16 protein-coding genes and 1 riboswitch are annotated in these 17,030 nt (G+C 35.9%); of the genes, 4 read left to right on the top strand and 12 right to left on the bottom strand.

Annotated elements, in window-relative coordinates; all coding sequences use genetic code 11:
- Positions 1–135: 135 nt before the first annotated feature.
- Positions 136–1,497, top strand: a complete 1,362-nt coding sequence (locus FG27_RS02880; RefSeq protein WP_037321915.1) for an NAD(P)/FAD-dependent oxidoreductase — start codon at positions 136–138, stop codon at positions 1,495–1,497.
- Here FG27_RS02880 and FG27_RS02875 read toward each other — a convergent pair.
- From FG27_RS02875 to FG27_RS02865, 3 genes are all read right to left on the bottom strand, one after another.
- Positions 1,489–2,976, bottom strand: coding sequence for a potassium/proton antiporter (locus FG27_RS02875; protein ID WP_037315267.1), 1,488 nt, complete (start codon positions 2,974–2,976; stop codon positions 1,489–1,491). The genes FG27_RS02880 and FG27_RS02875 overlap by 9 nt on opposite strands.
- 282 nt (positions 2,977–3,258) lie before the next feature.
- Positions 3,259–3,921: a peptide-methionine (S)-S-oxide reductase MsrA gene (gene msrA / locus FG27_RS02870; protein WP_037315265.1), complete on the bottom strand. Its 663-nt coding sequence runs from the start codon at positions 3,919–3,921 to the stop codon at positions 3,259–3,261.
- A gap of 4 nt (positions 3,922–3,925) precedes the next feature.
- Complete coding sequence (locus FG27_RS02865) at positions 3,926–4,528, bottom strand: hypothetical protein (RefSeq protein ID WP_037315263.1); 603 nt, start codon at positions 4,526–4,528, stop codon at positions 3,926–3,928.
- A gap of 352 nt (positions 4,529–4,880) precedes the next feature.
- On the opposite strand from FG27_RS02865, the gene FG27_RS02860 reads away from it, so the two are divergent.
- Positions 4,881–5,522: a hypothetical protein gene (locus FG27_RS02860; RefSeq protein ID WP_037315260.1), complete on the top strand. Its 642-nt coding sequence runs from the start codon at positions 4,881–4,883 to the stop codon at positions 5,520–5,522.
- A gap of 132 nt (positions 5,523–5,654) precedes the next feature.
- Here FG27_RS02860 and FG27_RS02855 read toward each other — a convergent pair whose 3' ends face one another.
- Together FG27_RS02855 and FG27_RS02850 are read right to left on the bottom strand one after the other, a co-directional pair.
- Positions 5,655–6,434, bottom strand: a complete 780-nt coding sequence (locus tag FG27_RS02855) for a zinc ribbon domain-containing protein (RefSeq protein ID WP_037315257.1) — start codon at positions 6,432–6,434, stop codon at positions 5,655–5,657.
- A 2-nt stretch (positions 6,435–6,436) separates the two neighbouring features.
- Positions 6,437–7,531: a Nif3-like dinuclear metal center hexameric protein gene (locus tag FG27_RS02850; RefSeq protein ID WP_037315255.1), complete on the bottom strand. Its 1,095-nt coding sequence runs from the start codon at positions 7,529–7,531 to the stop codon at positions 6,437–6,439.
- Positions 7,532–7,634: 103 nt separating this feature from the next.
- Between FG27_RS02850 and lpxK the strand changes: the two genes are divergently transcribed.
- A complete protein-coding gene (gene lpxK, locus FG27_RS02845) occupies positions 7,635–8,639 on the top strand; it encodes a tetraacyldisaccharide 4'-kinase (RefSeq protein ID WP_037321914.1) in 1,005 nt (334 codons plus the stop codon).
- Positions 8,640–8,741: 102 nt separating this feature from the next.
- On the opposite strand, the gene FG27_RS02840 is transcribed toward lpxK, so the two are convergent.
- From FG27_RS02840 to FG27_RS02815, 6 genes are all read right to left on the bottom strand, one after another.
- On the bottom strand, positions 8,742–10,967 hold the full coding sequence (locus FG27_RS02840; RefSeq protein WP_037315254.1) for an ATP-binding protein: 2,226 nt from the start codon (positions 10,965–10,967) through the stop codon (positions 8,742–8,744).
- Positions 10,968–11,007: 40 nt separating this feature from the next.
- Positions 11,008–12,015: a type I glyceraldehyde-3-phosphate dehydrogenase gene (gene gap / locus FG27_RS02835; protein WP_037315253.1), complete on the bottom strand. Its 1,008-nt coding sequence runs from the start codon at positions 12,013–12,015 to the stop codon at positions 11,008–11,010.
- A 17-nt stretch (positions 12,016–12,032) separates the two neighbouring features.
- Entirely contained in the window at positions 12,033–12,911 is an 879-nt protein-coding gene (gene lipA, locus FG27_RS02830) for a lipoyl synthase (RefSeq protein ID WP_037315251.1), read from the bottom strand.
- A gap of 73 nt (positions 12,912–12,984) precedes the next feature.
- Positions 12,985–13,557, bottom strand: a complete 573-nt coding sequence (locus FG27_RS02825) for an RNA polymerase sigma factor (protein WP_037315248.1) — start codon at positions 13,555–13,557, stop codon at positions 12,985–12,987.
- A complete protein-coding gene (locus tag FG27_RS02820) occupies positions 13,548–14,651 on the bottom strand; it encodes a glycosyltransferase (RefSeq protein ID WP_037315245.1) in 1,104 nt (367 codons plus the stop codon). Before FG27_RS02820 ends, FG27_RS02825 begins: the two co-directional genes overlap by 10 nt.
- A 4-nt stretch (positions 14,652–14,655) precedes the next feature.
- Positions 14,656–14,862, bottom strand: a complete 207-nt coding sequence (locus tag FG27_RS02815; protein ID WP_037321913.1) for a hypothetical protein — start codon at positions 14,860–14,862, stop codon at positions 14,656–14,658.
- 309 nt (positions 14,863–15,171) lie between these two features.
- Between FG27_RS02815 and FG27_RS02810 the strand changes: the two genes are divergently transcribed.
- The gene (locus FG27_RS02810) at positions 15,172–15,693 is read left to right on the top strand and encodes a fasciclin domain-containing protein (RefSeq protein WP_197051655.1); all 522 of its coding nucleotides are present in this window, start codon (positions 15,172–15,174) and stop codon (positions 15,691–15,693) included.
- A 131-nt stretch (positions 15,694–15,824) separates the two neighbouring features.
- A riboswitch (TPP riboswitch) is annotated at positions 15,825–15,911 on the bottom strand.
- 97 nt (positions 15,912–16,008) lie between these two features.
- On the opposite strand, the gene murB is transcribed toward FG27_RS02810, so the two are convergent.
- Positions 16,009–17,022 (bottom strand): UDP-N-acetylmuramate dehydrogenase, encoded by a 1,014-nt coding sequence (gene murB / locus FG27_RS02805; protein ID WP_037315239.1) that lies wholly within the window; start codon positions 17,020–17,022, stop codon positions 16,009–16,011.
- Positions 17,023–17,030 lie beyond the last annotated feature (8 nt).

Raw genomic sequence — 17,030 nt, 5'->3', positions numbered from 1 at the left:
ATTAAATGGTAAATAGGTTTTCCTTAAGCCCGGTAAGAATGGCTAAAGTCAGTAGAAATAAGTATTTTCGTAACTTAAAATACATTTTCTAAAAGTTAACTTTATCTTTTTTAGAGAATGAACGGTAATCCCTTTATGCAAACACCAAAGAAAATCGCCATTGTAGGCTCAGGATTGGTTGGATCTTTACTCGCTATATATCTTCGAAAAGCAGGACATGAGGTTGAGGTTTTTGATCGGAGAAAAGATGTAAGAAAAGTTGAATTTTCTGGCCGTTCCATAAACCTGGCCATGTCTAATCGTGGCTGGAAATCTTTAAGGGCGGTAGGCATTGAGAAAGAGATAAAAAAACTGGCACTACCTTTAGATAAAAGGGCGATGCACGTAAATGATAAACCGCTTTATTTCCAAAAATACGGAAAGGAAGAGGAAGCAATTTATTCTATTTCCCGCGGAGTTTTAAATCGAAAAATGATCACCCTGGCAGAAGATGCCGGCGCTAAGTTTAGATTTGAAGAAAAAGTTTGGGATATTGATATGGCTGAAGCCAAATTATATACCGGCGAAAGTGAAAAAGGGGAGTGGAAAGAATATCAATTTGACCTTATTTTTGGAGCAGATGGTGCTTTTTCCCGTGTTCGGCATAAAATGCAAAGACAAAGCCGATTTAATTACTCACAAGATTTTATTGATGTGGGTTATAAAGAATTGAGTATTGCTCCTAATGAAGATGGCAGCCATAAGCTGGATAACGCCTCTTTTCATATTTGGCCGCGAGGAGAATTTATGCTTATTGCAATGCCAAATTTAGACGGCAGTTTTACCTGCACCTTATTTATGCCTTTTGAAGGGGAAAATTCTTTTGAAAGTATAAAGACAGAGACTCAGGCAACCGCATTTTTTGAAAAGCATTTTCCCGATATAAACCACGAGATTGAAAACCTAAAGCGGGATTTCTTTAGAAACCCAACCAGTAGCATGGTAACCATTAAATGTTTTCCCTGGTCTTATTGGGAAAAAGTTACTTTGGTTGGGGATTCAGCGCATGCTATTGTGCCATTTTATGGTCAGGGAATGAATGCCGGTTTTGAAGATATTTTGGTTTTAAGTCAGAAAATGAAAAAGCACGGAGACGATTGGGAACGAATTTTTGAGGAATATCAAAAAGCCCGGAAACCAAATGCTGATGCTATCGCCGAACTTAGTTACCGCAATTTTGTAGAAATGAGCAGTAAAACTGCCGATCCTGATTTTTTACTAAGGAAGAAAATAGAGAATTGGTTCTCTAATAAACATCCTGAAACCTGGGTGCCTCTTTACTCGAGGGTTACGTTTTCAGATAAGCCTTATGCTGAAGCTTTGGCAATTGGAGATTATCAGCGAAAAATTATGGATGAGGTAATGGAAATTCAGGAAATTGAGAAAAAATGGGATTCTGCCGAAGTTGAAAATATGATCTTAAAATTATTGGATAAAAAACCTATTTTTTCAGTCTGATATTTCTTCTAATTCCGGCGCTATATTAAGAGATTCGTATACACCCTCCATCGTATTGTGATCTTCGGTTAAAACGACCAGCATATCATTGGCTTCAATTACAGTATTGCCATTAGGAGTAATGAATTGATCGTCTCGTGAAATCATAGCAATAATAGCTTTTTTGGGAAAATGAAGTTCAACAATTCTTTTTCCTACAGAATGATTATGCTCTGGAATATTGATTTCCCTTAAGAAAGATTTAGCTCCATCGGCCATAAAAGCATCCACCGGTGATTTCTGTTTTGCTTTCATCGGCAAAGCTACGTGTAGCCATTTTGCTACTACAGATAATGTGGTACCCTGAATAAGCACCGATGTTAGAGAAACAAAAAATACGATATTGAAAATCATATCTGCCTTTTCAATACCGGCGAGTAGGGGATAGGTAGCAAAAACAATAGGAACGGCACCACGAAGTCCAACCCAGGAAACGTACCAACGCCGACGCATTTTCATTTTAAAGAAACTTAAACTTAAAAAAACGCCTAAGGGTCTTGCGATAAAAATAAGAAATACAGAAATAAATATACCAACTCCAATTACCGGAACTATATGCGACGGATAGACAAGCAAGCCCAGGGTAAGGAATAATACAATTTGCATTAACCAGGCTAGCCCATCAAACATGCGCATGATAGTTTTCTTGTGAATAATATCGTGGTTACCAAGATAAACTCCACTAAGGTAAACAGCTAAAAATCCATTTCCTCCCATAGCATCTGTTGCAGAAAAAACAATAAACATTAGTGCGATTGCCAGTACGGGATATAATCCTTCAAAATCTAATTTTATTCTATTAATTACAAGTCGGCTTAATTTTCCGAAGATAAATCCAAGCGCAGCACCAATTAGAATTTGCTGAAAAAATAAGGGGATTATGCTGTAAATACTTTTATCCTGATTTACTACCAGGCCTAAAAAGGCAATAGTAAGAAAGTAGGCCATAGGGTCGTTACTACCACTTTCCAGCTCGAGGGTGGGCCTTAAATTTGATTTTAATGCAAGGTTTTTAGATCGCAAAATAGAAAAAACCGCCGCTGCATCTGTAGAAGACACAATAGCGCCAAGTAATAAGCCTTCATAAATTGTGAAATCTGTAATATACCATACAAAAACCCCCACGCTTACTGCTGTGAACAGGACGCCAAGAATGGAAAGGGAAATTCCCTGCCACATCACCGGTTTTATGGTTTTCCAGCTGGTGTCCAGGCCCCCGGAAAATAAAATAAAATTAAGCGCGACAATTCCTATAAATTGAGCGAGTTGAGGATCGTTAAAATAAATACCGCCAATTCCTTCAGAGCCTGAAAGAATACCTACAGTAAGAAAAAGTACCAAAGTAGGTACTCCAAAACGGTATGAAGTTTTTCCGGCAAGAATACTTATAAACAACAAAAGAGAGCCAATTAAGAGAATATTTTCTATAGTTATGCTCATTGTATTTATTGTTTTACTCGATAATCGAGATTTAATGCCATGAGGCTTGCCTCGAAATTAAAAATATTATTTCTACGAATGCCTTCTGAGCTTGCTCCGAGGTAGTTTATTATATTAGGGATTTTATATCCGCTTTCAAATAAGAGGAGAATGGTTGACTTTCCTTCAATCATTTCCACCTTTATAAGAATAAATTCCGCTGTAAAAATACATATTCGGCCTTATTAAATAAAGCCGAATATGTCAATTATAGAATACTTATTCAGATTGAATTTGTGAAAATTAGTGGGACTCTTCTTTAAGAAGTTCCGGGAACTTTTCTTTAAAGCGATTTAGTCTGGGAATAGAAACGTTTTGGATATAAGGGTTGTTTGGGTTATTTCTTTCATAATTTTGATGATAACCTTCGGCTACCCAAAATTTTTGAAAAGGCAGAATTTCCGCAGCGAGCGGTTTTTCATAATTTTTGGCTACTTCGCTTTTCACCTTGTTAATTACTTCTTTTTGCTTTTCGTTTTGGTAAAATATTATAGAACGATATTGCGAACCAATATCTGGGCCCTGGCCATTAACCTGGGTGGCATTTTGTGAGCCATAATAAACTTCTACAAGGGTTTCAAAACTAACTATTTCTGGATCGTAGATTATTTCTACGGCTTCAGCGTGGCCTGTTTTTCCGGTGTTACTGGATTCATAAGTGGGGTTTTTTGTATGCCCTCCTGCATAGCCAGAAATAGATTCCTGTACACCTTTTACACTTTCGTAAATGGCTTCTACGCACCAAAAGCATCCACTGGCAAAATAGGCTTTTTCAAAACCGTTTTCTGCCGGTACTTCAACGGGATCGGCATTAGCGATTTCAGGTTTAGTCACGGTTTTTTGCTGGGCGTTATTTCCGCAGGAAATAAGTAAGAATATAAAAGTTGGTAAAAAAAATCGTTTCATGCAATTATTGTTTTTTATAGGTTCCTTCAAGCGTTTTTTTGCCATAAATGGCGTAATCTACAGCAAGCTCTCCATTTATGGAGAAGCCTTTCCAATCTAATTCCAAATTTCCGTTATCGGTCGGGCTTAATACAGCTATTGGTGTATTGGTATCAAAATCTTCCCAGGGAAGCTCTTCATTTGTATTTTTGGATGATGGGTTTGCATAATACATATTGATATTATTCCCAGATTTAGAATACCTGGCAGTGATGTATATTTCATCTTCAGAAAGACATAACTCTGTATTATTATTCATATTAAGTTCCAGGCAATAGCAATTACAATTAGCATCTTTTTCATCAATTTTCACATAGGTTTCTCCTGAAACAGCTGCTTTTGACGATCCTGAACTATTATTTGATTTTTTATCTGGTGAATCTATTGAACTCTCTTCATTTTCGTTATAATCAATTTCAGAATTATTTTTCTTTGTATTAACTCTTGAAGTCTTCTGATTTTCGTTCTGTTCAGTTTCATTGTTGGTTTTCTCATCCTGCTTTTTGTCTTCGTTTTTACAGGAAGCCAAAACTAAAATCAGGCAAAGTAGACTTGCATAAAATTTCATATTTATAAGGATTGATTAGGAGGAATAAAGGTAGGCCTAAATTAAATTAATAATGTGAAAAGCTTGTTAATGAATATTTTCTAAAATTTTTTAATTAAAAAGATTTATAAAATTTGAATTTTAAGTGAAAAGCAATTTTTTGAATATCATCATCTTTTATTTGAGATTATTATTTAAATTAACAAAAAATTATATTTATACTTTAATGCTTAATAATAACGAGGTGATAGAAGGACTCACCCTCCTAAGTCGGATATGTGGAAGTGAAAAACGACATTAAACAAGATAGTAACCGAAAACAAATTAGTTTACCTGAAATCGAAAAATAGGTACGTAAATCAACCAAATCGAAATGAAAAATAAAATAAAATTACTTACAAGTGCGCTTTTTTTAGGCCTTATGCTTCAATCTTGCAGTTCAGAATCAGAGGAAGCTTTAGTAAACGCATCAGAACTTGAGCAGGAGCTTGCGTTAGAGAATGATGGTGTTCTTAAAGTTGAATCGGCTACCTATGTTTTTAAGAAAACCGGTGAAACTGCGAAATTCTTAGAAAATGATAGGGATTTCCATTTTAAGTTTTTAAACGAATTATCCTATCAGTTTTCTGAAACCGATAAGCATGCTATTGAAGGTCTAACCATTACTAACCCCGAAACAGAAGAGTATTTAGTATTTTCAAATTTTGAAGAATTAAAAAGTGGCTTTTTTAAATTTGACCTCGAATTTAGTACAGGCCAGACGCTTTCTTCAGTATTATATAAGCCTGGCAAAGCTAATACATCTTCAAACAAATGGCATGGAGATCCTATGTTAGAAGAACCTTCTAACGTAATTGGAGCTATGATAGAACTTTCTCAGCAAGAGAGCGTAAGACAATGCAGAGCTGCATCCCAGGTTTGTTCAAATACAAATGGAGTACCTACCGTAGCTTTAACTAACGGGAAAGGCTGGTTTACTCAAATTGAAGCTTGTGCTTTGGAATGTCACGACTAATTTTCTTGAGATTTAGTTATTGGAGAAAGAAAATTACCTAAATAAAATGGCTTTTCTTTGAAATAGCTTAAAATAAAAAACCGTCTAAAAATCATTTTTAGACGGTTTTTGATGTATTCAAGAATTCACTAATTATACCTTAGCGAAAAGATTTTGCATTTTTTCCTGCTCTTCTTTAGCCAGTTCTTCGTCAACAAGGATTCTACCGCTGTGCTCATCGGTAATGATCTTTTTTCTACCAGCAATTTCCATAATTACCTGTGGTGGAATAGTAAAGTAAGAACCTCCTGAAGCGCCACGTTCTACGGGTACAATTGCAAGTCCGTTTTTAACGTTACTTCTAATTCTTCTATACGCAATAACAAGACGTTCTTCGATATTTTTCTCATATTCTGAAGATTTCTTGATAAGAGCCTGTTCTTCTTTCTCGGTTTCAGCAAGGATTTCATTAAGTTCGCCTTTTTTGTGTTCCAGGTGTTTTTTCCTTTCTTCAAGACGTTCTTTTGTTTGCTCTATAACTTCTTTTTTCTGCTCAATTTGAGCGCGATACTCTTTAATATGCTTTTCGGCAAGTTCTATCTCCAATTCCTGGAATTCTACCTCTTTGGTAAGTGCATTAAATTCACGATTGTTTCGAACATTTTTTTGCTGTTCAGCATACTTCTTCATGGTCGTTTTAGACTCATCAATAAGATTTTTCTTGCTCTTAATATCGTTTTCAATTACTTCAATATCGGCATCCATTTTATCCAAACGTTTGCTTAAGCCGGCTACTTCATCCTCCAAATCTTCTACTTCCAGGGGAAGCTCACCCCGTACGTTCCTTATTTCGTCAATTCTGGAATCAACCAGTTGAAGGTCGTACAACGCTCTTAACTTGTCTTCTACAGTTACATCGGTCTTTTTTGCCATAGTTATATATACTTGATAGGATTGGTATTTGTCTCTGTTAAAATAAGTGCAAAATTACTAATTTTTTTTGTAAGATAAGAATGTAATAATTCTTTTGTGTACTGCTCACTTTCATAATGTCCAATATCAGCTAAGACAAAGTTATTATTGGCTTTATAAAAGTCGTGGTATTTTAGGTCTGCAGTGAGGTAGATATCGGCTCCGGCGGCTTTCGCATTACCAATGGCAAAACTTCCGCTACCGCCCAATACTGCTACTTTTTTTATGGGTTTCCCACGAAATTCAGAATGCCTAATACACCCACATTTAAAGATCGTTTTTATACGTTTTAAAAAGCTTTTTTCATCTTCTACGTCACTTAATTCTCCAACCATACCCATTCCTAAATGCTGGTTTTTGTTTTCTAAAGGTCTCACTTCGTAAGCTACTTCTTCGTATGGATGGGAATTAAAAAGTGCCTGAAGCACTTTTTTCTCTAAATGGGAAGGGTAAGTAAGTCCTATTTGAGTTTCCTTTTCCAGGTGAACTTCTCCTAGTTTCCCAACTACAGGATTTGCTTCTGAATTGGGCTTAAAACTACCTTCTCCCTTTAGGTTAAAACTACAGTTATCATAATTTCCAATGCTACCGGCACCCGCAGCAAAGAGGGCTTTTCTCACACTATCGGCCTGTAAATTAGGTACGAATGTAGTGAGTTTTTTTATGCTGTCTTTTCGCGGAATTAAGATTTGCCTGTTTTTAAGACCTATCTTTTCGCAAATCATATCATTTACTCCTTTATATTGATTGTCTAAGGCGGTGTGAATTGCATAAATAGCAATATCGTTTTTAATAGCTTTTATTACTGTTTTTTCTACGTAGTCTTTTCCGGTTAGTTTTTTTAAACCTGAAAAGATAATAGGATGGAAACTAATAATAAGGTTACATTTTTTCTCAATAGCTTCATCTACCACAGTTTCCAGGGTATCTAAAGTAATAAGTGCTCCCGTAACAGTTGAATTCCTGTCACCAACTAGAAGACCTATATTATCAAAATCTTCAGCGTAAGCCGGGGGAGCGAATTCTTCAATAATATCAATAACTTCGTTTACAAGCATTTTGTTTTTCGGTTTTTATAATCTTAGCAGGTTGCTTTTTATTAATTTCGTGGTAATTTTAATTAAGCCCAACTTCAAATATAATTATTATAGGTCGCCCTGTATGAAGATTTTAAGAAAAATGCTTGTTCCTTTTGCTTTATTGTATGGTTTAGTTACCTGGAGCAGGAATTTACTTTATAACGCCAGGGTATTGAAATCTAAAGCTTATAATATTCCAATAATATGCGTGGGAAACCTCAATGCCGGGGGCACGGGGAAATCGCCAATGATTGAATTTCTATTAAAGTTTTTATTGGCAGATTTTAAAGTAGCTACATTAAGTAGGGGGTATAAGCGTAGTAGTACGGGGTATATTCGTCTAAGCGGAAATGAAACTGCAAAGGAGGTTGGAGATGAACCACTACAATTTAAGCGAAAGTTTAAACAGGCGATAATTGCCGTAGATGTTAATAGACAACACGGAATTGAAATGCTCAAGCAGGAAAAACCCGAAATTATTTTGCTTGATGATGCTTTTCAGCATAGAAAAGTTAGGGCGGGGCTCAATATTTTACTGACAGCTTATGGAGATCTATATATCAACGATTTTATGCTTCCCACGGGAAATTTACGTGAGCCAACATCTGGAGCCGACAGGGCTCAAATAATAGTTGTCACTAAATGTCCGCCAAAACTAACAAAGCCTGAAATGGAAGTAATTAGACGTAAACTTAGGTTACATAATTATCAAAAGCTTTATTTTAGTTTTATTGATTATGCTGAAGAAATAATTTCTGAAGGAAAGAAAGTTAAATTAAGTAGTTTAAAGAATAAAAAATTTACCCTGGTTACTGGCATCGCCAACCCCAAACCACTAGTAAGCTATTTGGAAGAAAAGACCTTTGGTTTTAAGCATCTTAGCTTTAAAGATCATCATAATTTTACTGAATCTGAAATAGCCGATTTAAAAAAGGAGCCACTGCTTTTAACCACCGAAAAAGATTACGTAAGACTTGAGAAAAACTTTAAGGATGACCAATTATATTATCTTCCTGTTACCACTGCGTTTTTAAAAAATGAAGCTGATTTCAAGCAGGAGATCTTAAAATACGTGCATAAAAAATGAGGTGATTTTCACCTCATTTTTATTTTGGCTAATTCAAACTATATATGTTTTTTCTATATATAATTCAATTAGCTTAGGATTTACAAAGCGTATGCCAAATCCCTAAACAGTGCTTTCTTTAAGTGCTAATTGCCTGTTAATTTTTAGGAAAAATTCTTCCGTTTTATATGGCTTGGGAATAATTTCACTAAAACCATTAAGGAAAAATTCATCCAGGTTTTCATCTAAGGTAACTGCGGTAAGGGCAATAATTGGAATCTCCTCATTAAATGTTCTAATTTCTTTTGTGGCTTCAATACCGCTTATTCCGGGCATGTGAATATCCATTAGAATTAAGTCATACTCCTTTTCCTTTGTTTTTTCTATAGCGATTGTGCCATTATCGGCAACTTCACACAATGCTCCATTTTTTTCAAGGATCTTTCTGGTAATCATTTGGTTTATCTTATTATCCTCAACTATAAGAATGTTTTTTCCTTCTAATTTATCTTCAACCGGTAGGGGTTCTTTTTGTGGACTGTTGTTAAGTTTATTTTCCGTCTCTTTTGCTTCAAATCTTAACTGAAAAGCGAATGTAGATCCTTTACCCAATTCACTTTCTAGAATAATTTCACTGCCCAACAAACTAAGTAAGTTTTTGACGATGGAAAGGCCCAGCCCTGTACCTCCAAACTTGCGGTTTATTTGTGTGGAACCCTGAGTGAAGTTTTCAAAAATGGCTTTTTGTTTTTCTTTGGTAATACCTTCACCATTGTCTTTGATTTCAAAATCTAATAAAACGGAGTTACCTTCTCTGCTATTTTTAGAAACATTTATCCAGATGTCCCCGTCTTCAGTGAATTTTATGGAATTTCCAATTAAGTTGATAAGAATCTGGGAGATTTTAAGAGGATCGCCTTTTAATTCTTTGGGAATAGAATCGTCAAAATTAAAGTGAATTTTAATATTTTTTTCGTCAGCTGAATTTTTTAGAGCAACGAGTACATCTGAAATTCGTTTTCTGAGATCAAAAGAGGCTTCCATGATCTCTACTTTATTGGCTTCAAGTTTATTTAAATCCAGGATGTTATTAATGAGAGAAAGTAAATATTCTCCTGAAAATTTAAGTGAATTAAGATGTTCTTTTTGATTTTCGGTTGGGCTTTCTTCCAATAATAAATGTGTGAGACCTGTTACCGCATATAAAGGAGTTCTTAACTCGTGAGTAATTGTAGAGAGGAATTGCGCTTTGGCTAGAGAAGCCTTTTCAGCATTCTCTTTAGCCTTGGTTAATTCAGTGTTTTTCTTCTGTAGTAATTCATTAGCACGAGCCCTTAAATTATTGTTTTTGTAAAGAGAAAGCGTTAGAAGAGATAAAATGGTAATTAGTGCCACACTAAGGATTGTGGTGAGTTTGTTTACTTTAAGATTTCGCTCCTGTTCTGCATTTTGCAAACTTAATTCGTTTAAGCTACTCTGTAAAGCATCTACACCATATTTTGCACTAGCTTGTTCAGCTAGCATTTCTTTGTTCATCGCGATTATAGAATCACTACGTGCATAGCTTCTTTGAAGGTATGCTAAAGAAGTTTTATAGTCGCCGGTTGCCTCATATATTCTACTAAGCATTTTATCGGCACTCATAATCATACCTCCAAAATTTTGGGCACGAGCTATCTCAAGAACTTTTTTTGAGTTTTCTTCTGCTAACTCATAATTTTCTATCTTCATATAAGCTCTGGCCGAGTAAAAGTAGAGCCGGGAAACCTCGTAAAGATTCTCAGAGTCGGCTAGTTGAACCTTTGCTTTTTCTAATTGACGCAAAGCTGGGCTAACTTCATCTTGAGTGTTTATAATTATAATAGCACGGTTTAGAGCAACGATACCAAGGTATTCCTCGTTATCCAGTTTAGAATATAGTTCTTCTGCAAGATTAAGATAACGGTCGGCCCTTCTTCTATCTTTTTTCGCGATGAATATCTTGGCGAAATTTACATAACTATAGGCTAAACCTTTTTCATCATTAATTTCTCGTTGTACCGAGATGGCCCTGTTTAATTCGGTAATCGCTTTATCGTAATCGTGTTTTAAATAATAAAGCTTTGCCAGGATGCTGCTTGATAAGGCTATAAAATGCTTATCGTTAATTGATTTTGAAAGTTGTAAGGATGAATTTAATTGCTCAATTGCATTGTCAAAATCAAGCATATTTACCGAAACTTCAGCGTCATTAAGTAACTGCTGAATTTTCTCATCGGTTACTTCCATTTTTTCCGATCTATCTTCCTGAATTGCATAGGATAGATTGCAGTAAAATGCGAAAATAATTATTAAGGTAAAGTTCTTCATTCGGGAAATTCAGCTAAACGCTTAGTAAAGATAAATATAGTTATTTATCATTAACCATTGAAATTAAATCGATAAGACGACTTGAATAACCGATTTCATTATCATACCACCCAATAATTTTAACTAATTTACCACTAATTACAGAAGTCATTTGCGAATCAAAAATGCAGGAATGTGGGTTGTTATTTATGTCTATAGAAACAATAGGATCTTCGGTATAGCTAAGAATGCCTTTTAAAGAATTTTCTGAAGCCTGTTTAAAAAGGGCGTTAATTTCTTCTATGCTCGTTTCTTTTTTTACGTTCAAAGTCATATCGGTAAGTGAGCCATTAGGAACGGGAACTCTAATTCCACAGCCACCAATAACATCGCTAATATCTGGGAAAATTCCCGTTAAGGCTTTTGCCGCTCCTGTTGTGGTGGGAATTATGGATTGAGCGGCCGCTCGGCTTCTTCTCAGGTCGCGATGAGGTTTATCATGCAAACTTTGGTCTGAAGTATAAGAATGTATTGTAGTAATATATGCTTGTTCTACAGTAAAATTTTCATGAATTAACTTCAACATTGGAGCTGCATTATTGGTGGTACAGCTGGCGTTTGAAATTATTTTTTCATTACCATCCAGAATGTGCCCATTCACCCCTAAAACTACCATTTTTATTTCTTCATCTTCTGGCGGAACAGATAAAATCACTTTTTTTGCGCCATTGGTAATATGGTGTTGAAGATCTTTTGAGGTCTTAAATTTCCCGGTAGATTCTACTACGGTATCAACATCATACTCATTCCAGTTAATTTCGCGGGGATGCGAAGCGTTTAATAACGGGATTGAATTTCCGTTAACTATAATATTATTTCCCTCTGAAGAAATTTCAGCAGGGGAAACACCGTGAATACTATCGTATTTTAGTAAATGCGCAAGAGTTTTGGCATCGGCGAGGTCGTTAATAGCGACTACGTTGATGCTTTTATTTTCGATTAAAAGCCTGAAAAGGCTACGCCCAATACGGCCAAAACCGTTTATGGCAATATTGATGCTTTTACTCATTTAATTCAGGAAAAAACTTAGTCGATATGTTTGTGAGCTTTATATGAAGAACGAACCAGTGCGCTACTTTCTACGTGGCGAAATCCAAGATCCAGGCCAATAGCTTCATATTTCTTAAACTGATCTGGTGTAATAAATTGCTTTACCGGCAGGTGTTTTTTACTAGGCTGTAAGTATTGACCAATTGTCACCACATCCACATCTACGCTTCTAAGATCGTGCAGGGTTTGGATCACTTCATCTTCTTGTTCGCCAAGGCCAAGCATAATTCCAGATTTAGTTCTATTTACGCCTTGTTGCTTCAGGTAGCGAAGCACTTCAAGACTACGATCGTATTTCGCCTGAATTCTAACCTCGCGGGTTAACCTTCTAACTGTTTCCATATTATGAGAAACAACTTCTGGCATTACTTCTACAATACGATCTATATTGCGCTCATTTCCCTGGAAATCCGGAACAAGTGTTTCTAAAGTAGTTTCTGGATTCATTCGGCGAATTGCCTTTACGGTCTCTGCCCAAATAATAGATCCCATATCTTTAAGGTCGTCGCGGTCTACACTGGTTACCACGGCGTGCTTAATACCCATAATTTTAATAGAACGCGCTACCTTTTCAGGCTCGTCCCAATCTACTGTTTCCGGGCGGCCGGTTTTTACCCCGCAAAATCCGCAGGAACGGGTACAAACATTCCCCAAGATCATAAAGGTTGCTGTACCTTCACTCCAGCATTCCCCCATATTTGGGCAACTACCCGAAGTACAGATGGTATGCAAATCATATTTGTCTACCAGGCTGCGAAGTTCGGTGTATTTTTTACCGGTTGGAAGTTTTACCCTTAGCCATTTTGGTTTGGCTTTTGGTTTTTCTTTTACGGGGCTTATAGTGTCTGTACTCATAGTAAAAATCTAGGTTTCAAAGATACAATAATCTAGTGAACTGCATAAATTAGACTGTTAAGTCGGTGAAAACTTACACCGATTTTCGGTCTTCAATAATTTGGGCAAGCAATTTCTTGGCTCTCAGTAGTTTTACTTTTACATTGTTCATGGGTTCGTCCAGGTTTTCTGCAATTTCTTTATAAGATTTCTCCTGAAAATACCTGAGATTAATCACTTCCTGATAATGTGGCTTTAGTTGTTTAATATCGGTTAGCAATTGTGCTAAATGTTGTTCGCTAATTAATTTATCTTCAATAGTAGGGGTTTCATCTGCAATGCGATAAACCTTTTCACTTTGATCTGAAGTAGTTTGAGATCTTATGGAAGATTTTTGTTTTCTAAGCATATCTACATGAATATTCTTCGAAATAGCGATAAGCCAGGTACTAAACGAATAATCCTCATCAAAGGTGTGAATCTTTTTAAAGGCCTTTGAAAATGTTTGAATGGTAATATCTTCAGATTCATAAGCATTACCGGTATTTTTAAGCTGAAAGCCGTAAACGCTATCCCAGAAAGTATCGAGTAGATAATTAAAAGCCGATTGACTCCCATTTTTGGCAGCTATAATTTTGGTAAGAAGCAATTCCTGATTTATTTCCAATGCCTGGGTTTTGAAATGCTGTTTGCTATAAAAATGCCAAATTGGGTAAATACTAAAAATACTTCTAAAAACGGAAATAACCAAACCACATCGGTTTCATTAAGTTTTTGTGCCGACTTAGCATAAACGATAGCTTGAACCAGTAAAACTAGCCCTGTAACACCCAGTGCTAGTTTCCATTGATACTGAAGCGCCAGTAAAATAATTAATAGAATCCAGAAAAAGAATCGGGAAGCATAAAATAAACCGAGTAAGATCTTGTCTTTAGTTTTGTAAAACCCAGCTGCAGAAGCGTGTCTTCTTTTTTGATGAAACCACGATTTTAAATCGGTTTTAGGAACGCTTCTAGTGGTGGCTTCAGGATGATGGCAAATAAAAGTATTGGTTTCATTGCCTCCTTCATTAACAAAAAGGTCGTCGTCTCCAGAGCGTAGGTGTAAATGGTTTGCAAAACCTTTTTGATCATAAAACTGTTTAGAAGTATAGGCAAGATTTCTTCCTACCCCCATATATGGATTTCCTAATTTTGCAAAAGAAAAATATTGAATCGCTGTGAGCAAGGTTTCAAAACGAATGAGTTTATTTAATAAAGAGCGGTTGTTTTTAAAATAACCTCCATAGCCTAAAACAATACTTTTTTCTTCCCCAAACCCTGCGGCCATATATTTTATCCAATTTCGGCTTTGTGGGGCGCAATCTGCATCTGTGAAAATTAAATAAGGATTGCGTGCTTTTCTGATCCCAAGGGTGAGTGCGTATTTTTTATTTGCCCAAAAAGCTTCGTTATTTTGAACATCTACCAATTTAACCCTGGCATCTCGAGACTGGAAGTCTTTTATAACATTTAATGTTTCATCAATAGAAGCATCGTTTATCACTATTACTTCAAAATTAGGATAGTCCTGGTCAAGAATAGGAGGTAGGAAATTTTTAAGATTTTCGGCTTCGTTTTTAGCGCAAACAATTACCGAAACAGGCAGATTAGTTGTGCTGAAACTTCTACTTTTATCACCTGCGAATGCAAAAAAAGCCAGGTAAAAAGCGAGAATAATTAAAGAGAATAAGAAAAATAACCCCAGTAGAAGTGTTGCCATTTATTTAAGTGGTCTTCTTTTCTCCAGAACAGTCAGACATTTCATCGGGCAGTTTTCCGCAAAAACTGCAGGCCTCACCTTCCTTATTTAAAAACGGGCTTTGACTGGCACAGGTACCCGCAAATTTACCGTCTTTCTTTCCCCATATTTTTATGGCGATTCCGGCAAATGCAAGTCCTAAAAGTATAAATGTTATTAATAATAGTTTCATAGCTATCGTTTTCTCCTCGTTTAAAGCTTGAGGTTTGTTAGCAAATACAACACTAGCGTATTGTTGATTAATGCTACTGCAAAAATAGAAATAAAAAGGCATTTTGGAAAATTCAGGCGCATATTAGCATAAGCTTTACACACTTTAACTAAAATTTAATCGCAAACTACTATTAATGTCAAGTTTAGGTGATAAATTAGTTAGCTTAAACCACTAAAAACTAAATTTTTATTCATACTTCTGGCTGCTTTTGCTTTCAGTTTTACCTCGTGTGAAGATTCTAAGAAAAAGGAAGAAGAAAAAGCGAAAATGGAACAGGAAGAGGCTGAACGTCAAGCTGAAATGGAAGCCGAAGAAGAACGCATGGAAATGGAATCTAACAGTATTGCCGCGAAAGCAATGGCAACAGATTCCTTAAGTACTCTTGTGAGCGCCCTGCAGAATGCAGATTTGGCTACTACTTTTACCGAAGATGAGGGTCCATATACTGTTTTCGCTCCAACTAACAGCGCTTTTGAAAAAGTTGATAAAGCTACTTTAGATGAATTAATGAAATCTGAAAATAAGTCTAAATTGGCTGAAGTGCTTAAATATCACGTGGTAGACGATGAAATTACTGCATCAGATCTAAGTCAAATGATAGAAGATGGTGATGGTGAAGCTACATTCTCTACTATGGAAGGTGCAGAACTTACCGCTATGATGGATGGTGAGAATATTGTACTAAAGGATGGAAATGGAAATACAGCAACGATTACTGCTACAGATATAGAGGCTTCTAATGGAATTGTACACCTTATAAATGGTGTGGTGATGAAGAAGGCTTCATAAATTCTCTTTTAATCTTATATTAAAAATCATCCCGTTAGTTCGCTAACGGGTTTTTTAATACCCTATCTAAAACAAAAAAAGTTTCATTTTCTCTAAAGAAAATGAAACTCTCTCTTAAAAGACAATTAAGTCTTTCTAGATTCAACATTTCCTACGCTGGGATTATCCAGATCAGGTTTTACGGGTATATCTCAGCCTAAGCACCCCGATATTGATTCTATAAATATATGATTATTTAGAGGATTATATTGCTAATATTAAGCCAATTAAACATTTTTTCTTGTAGGTTAGTAGTTAAATATTTTCCTACAGTATTTAAAAAATATTAACCTCGGGCTCCAACTTAACTCCGTATTTTTTATAAATCTTATCCTGAATTTCATTAGAAAGTGCTAATATTTCTTCACCGGTGGCATTGCCGTAGTTCACTAAAACCAGCGCTTGGTTTTTGTGCACCCCTGCATCTCCCTTTCGGTATCCTTTTAAGCCTGCCTGGTCTATAAGCCAACCTGCTGGAACCTTTATCTTATTAGCGTGCAACGCGTAGAAAGGCATGTCGGGAAATTGCCTTTGCAATCTTTTGAATTCAGTTTCGGAAATCACAGGATTCTTAAAAAAACTACCACTATTTCCTAACTCTCTTGGATCGGGTAATTTTTTTTGTCGAATACTAACCACGGCATCAGAAACATTCTTTATTGTAGGCTTTTTAATTTTATTTTTATCCAGTTCTGCCTGGATGTCTCCGTAAGAAGTACTTAATTGGTGGTCTGTTTTGCTAAGTCTAAAATTTACCGAGGTAATAATATATTCTCCCTTCAGTTTATTTTTAAAAACAGAATTGCGGTAATCAAATTCACATTGTTCCAGGTTAAAAGTTTCAATCTCCAGCGTTTGAATGCGCATAGCTTCGCAAGAGTCGAAAGTGTCTTTAAGCTCAACGCCATAAGCGCCAATATTTTGAACCGGGGCAGTGCCTACATTACCAGGGATCAAGGAGAGATTTTCAAGTCCGCCGTAAGCTTTTTCAATACAATATAAAACAAATTGGTGCCAGTTTTCTCCGGCACCAACCTTTAAAACAACTTCATCCCGACTTTCAGAAATAAGTTCTATTCCTTTCAAGCCAATATGAATAACTGTTTTGTCTATATCTTTTGTGAGTAACATATTACTGCCACCCCCAAGTACAAATATTTCTGAAGCATAGGTTTGTTGTAAAATGTCACACAATTCTTCAGTGCTATGCACCGAAATAAATTTTCTGGCTTTTACATCTACTCCAAAGGTATTGTACTCTTTTAGCGAAAAATTTTCAGCAACCTGCATAGTTTTAA

Origin of the sequence: Salegentibacter sp. Hel_I_6 (assembly GCF_000745315.1) — a bacterium.
Taxonomy (GTDB): Bacteria; Bacteroidota; Bacteroidia; order Flavobacteriales; family Flavobacteriaceae; genus Salegentibacter.
The sequence above is the reverse complement of the archived record's forward strand: the minus strand, read 5'-3'. Positions and strand labels throughout refer to the sequence as shown.

Bases quoted from the DNA above. Each gene is read 5' to 3' on its own strand.
- FG27_RS02810 (WP_197051655.1), top strand. From the start codon at position 15,172: ATGGAACAGGAAGAGGCTGAACGTCAAGCTGAAATGGAAGCCGAAGAA.
- lipA (WP_037315251.1), bottom strand. From the start codon at position 12,911: ATGAGTACAGACACTATAAGCCCCGTAAAAGAAAAACCAAAAGCCAAA.
- gap (WP_037315253.1), bottom strand. From the start codon at position 12,015: ATGAGTAAAAGCATCAATATTGCCATAAACGGTTTTGGCCGTATTGGG.
- FG27_RS02850 (WP_037315255.1), bottom strand. From the start codon at position 7,531: ATGCTTGTAAACGAAGTTATTGATATTATTGAAGAATTCGCTCCCCCG.
- FG27_RS02880 (WP_037321915.1), top strand. From the start codon at position 136: ATGCAAACACCAAAGAAAATCGCCATTGTAGGCTCAGGATTGGTTGGA.
- FG27_RS02875 (WP_037315267.1), bottom strand. From the start codon at position 2,976: ATGAGCATAACTATAGAAAATATTCTCTTAATTGGCTCTCTTTTGTTG.
- FG27_RS02860 (WP_037315260.1), top strand. From the start codon at position 4,881: ATGAAAAATAAAATAAAATTACTTACAAGTGCGCTTTTTTTAGGCCTT.
- murB (WP_037315239.1), bottom strand. From the start codon at position 17,022: ATGCAGGTTGCTGAAAATTTTTCGCTAAAAGAGTACAATACCTTTGGA.
- FG27_RS02820 (WP_037315245.1), bottom strand. From the start codon at position 14,651: ATGGCAACACTTCTACTGGGGTTATTTTTCTTATTCTCTTTAATTATT.
- FG27_RS02865 (WP_037315263.1), bottom strand. From the start codon at position 4,528: ATGAAATTTTATGCAAGTCTACTTTGCCTGATTTTAGTTTTGGCTTCC.
- msrA (WP_037315265.1), bottom strand. From the start codon at position 3,921: ATGAAACGATTTTTTTTACCAACTTTTATATTCTTACTTATTTCCTGC.
- FG27_RS02840 (WP_037315254.1), bottom strand. From the start codon at position 10,967: ATGAAGAACTTTACCTTAATAATTATTTTCGCATTTTACTGCAATCTA.
- lpxK (WP_037321914.1), top strand. From the start codon at position 7,635: ATGAAGATTTTAAGAAAAATGCTTGTTCCTTTTGCTTTATTGTATGGT.
- FG27_RS02815 (WP_037321913.1), bottom strand. From the start codon at position 14,862: ATGAAACTATTATTAATAACATTTATACTTTTAGGACTTGCATTTGCC.
- FG27_RS02855 (WP_037315257.1), bottom strand. From the start codon at position 6,434: ATGGCAAAAAAGACCGATGTAACTGTAGAAGACAAGTTAAGAGCGTTG.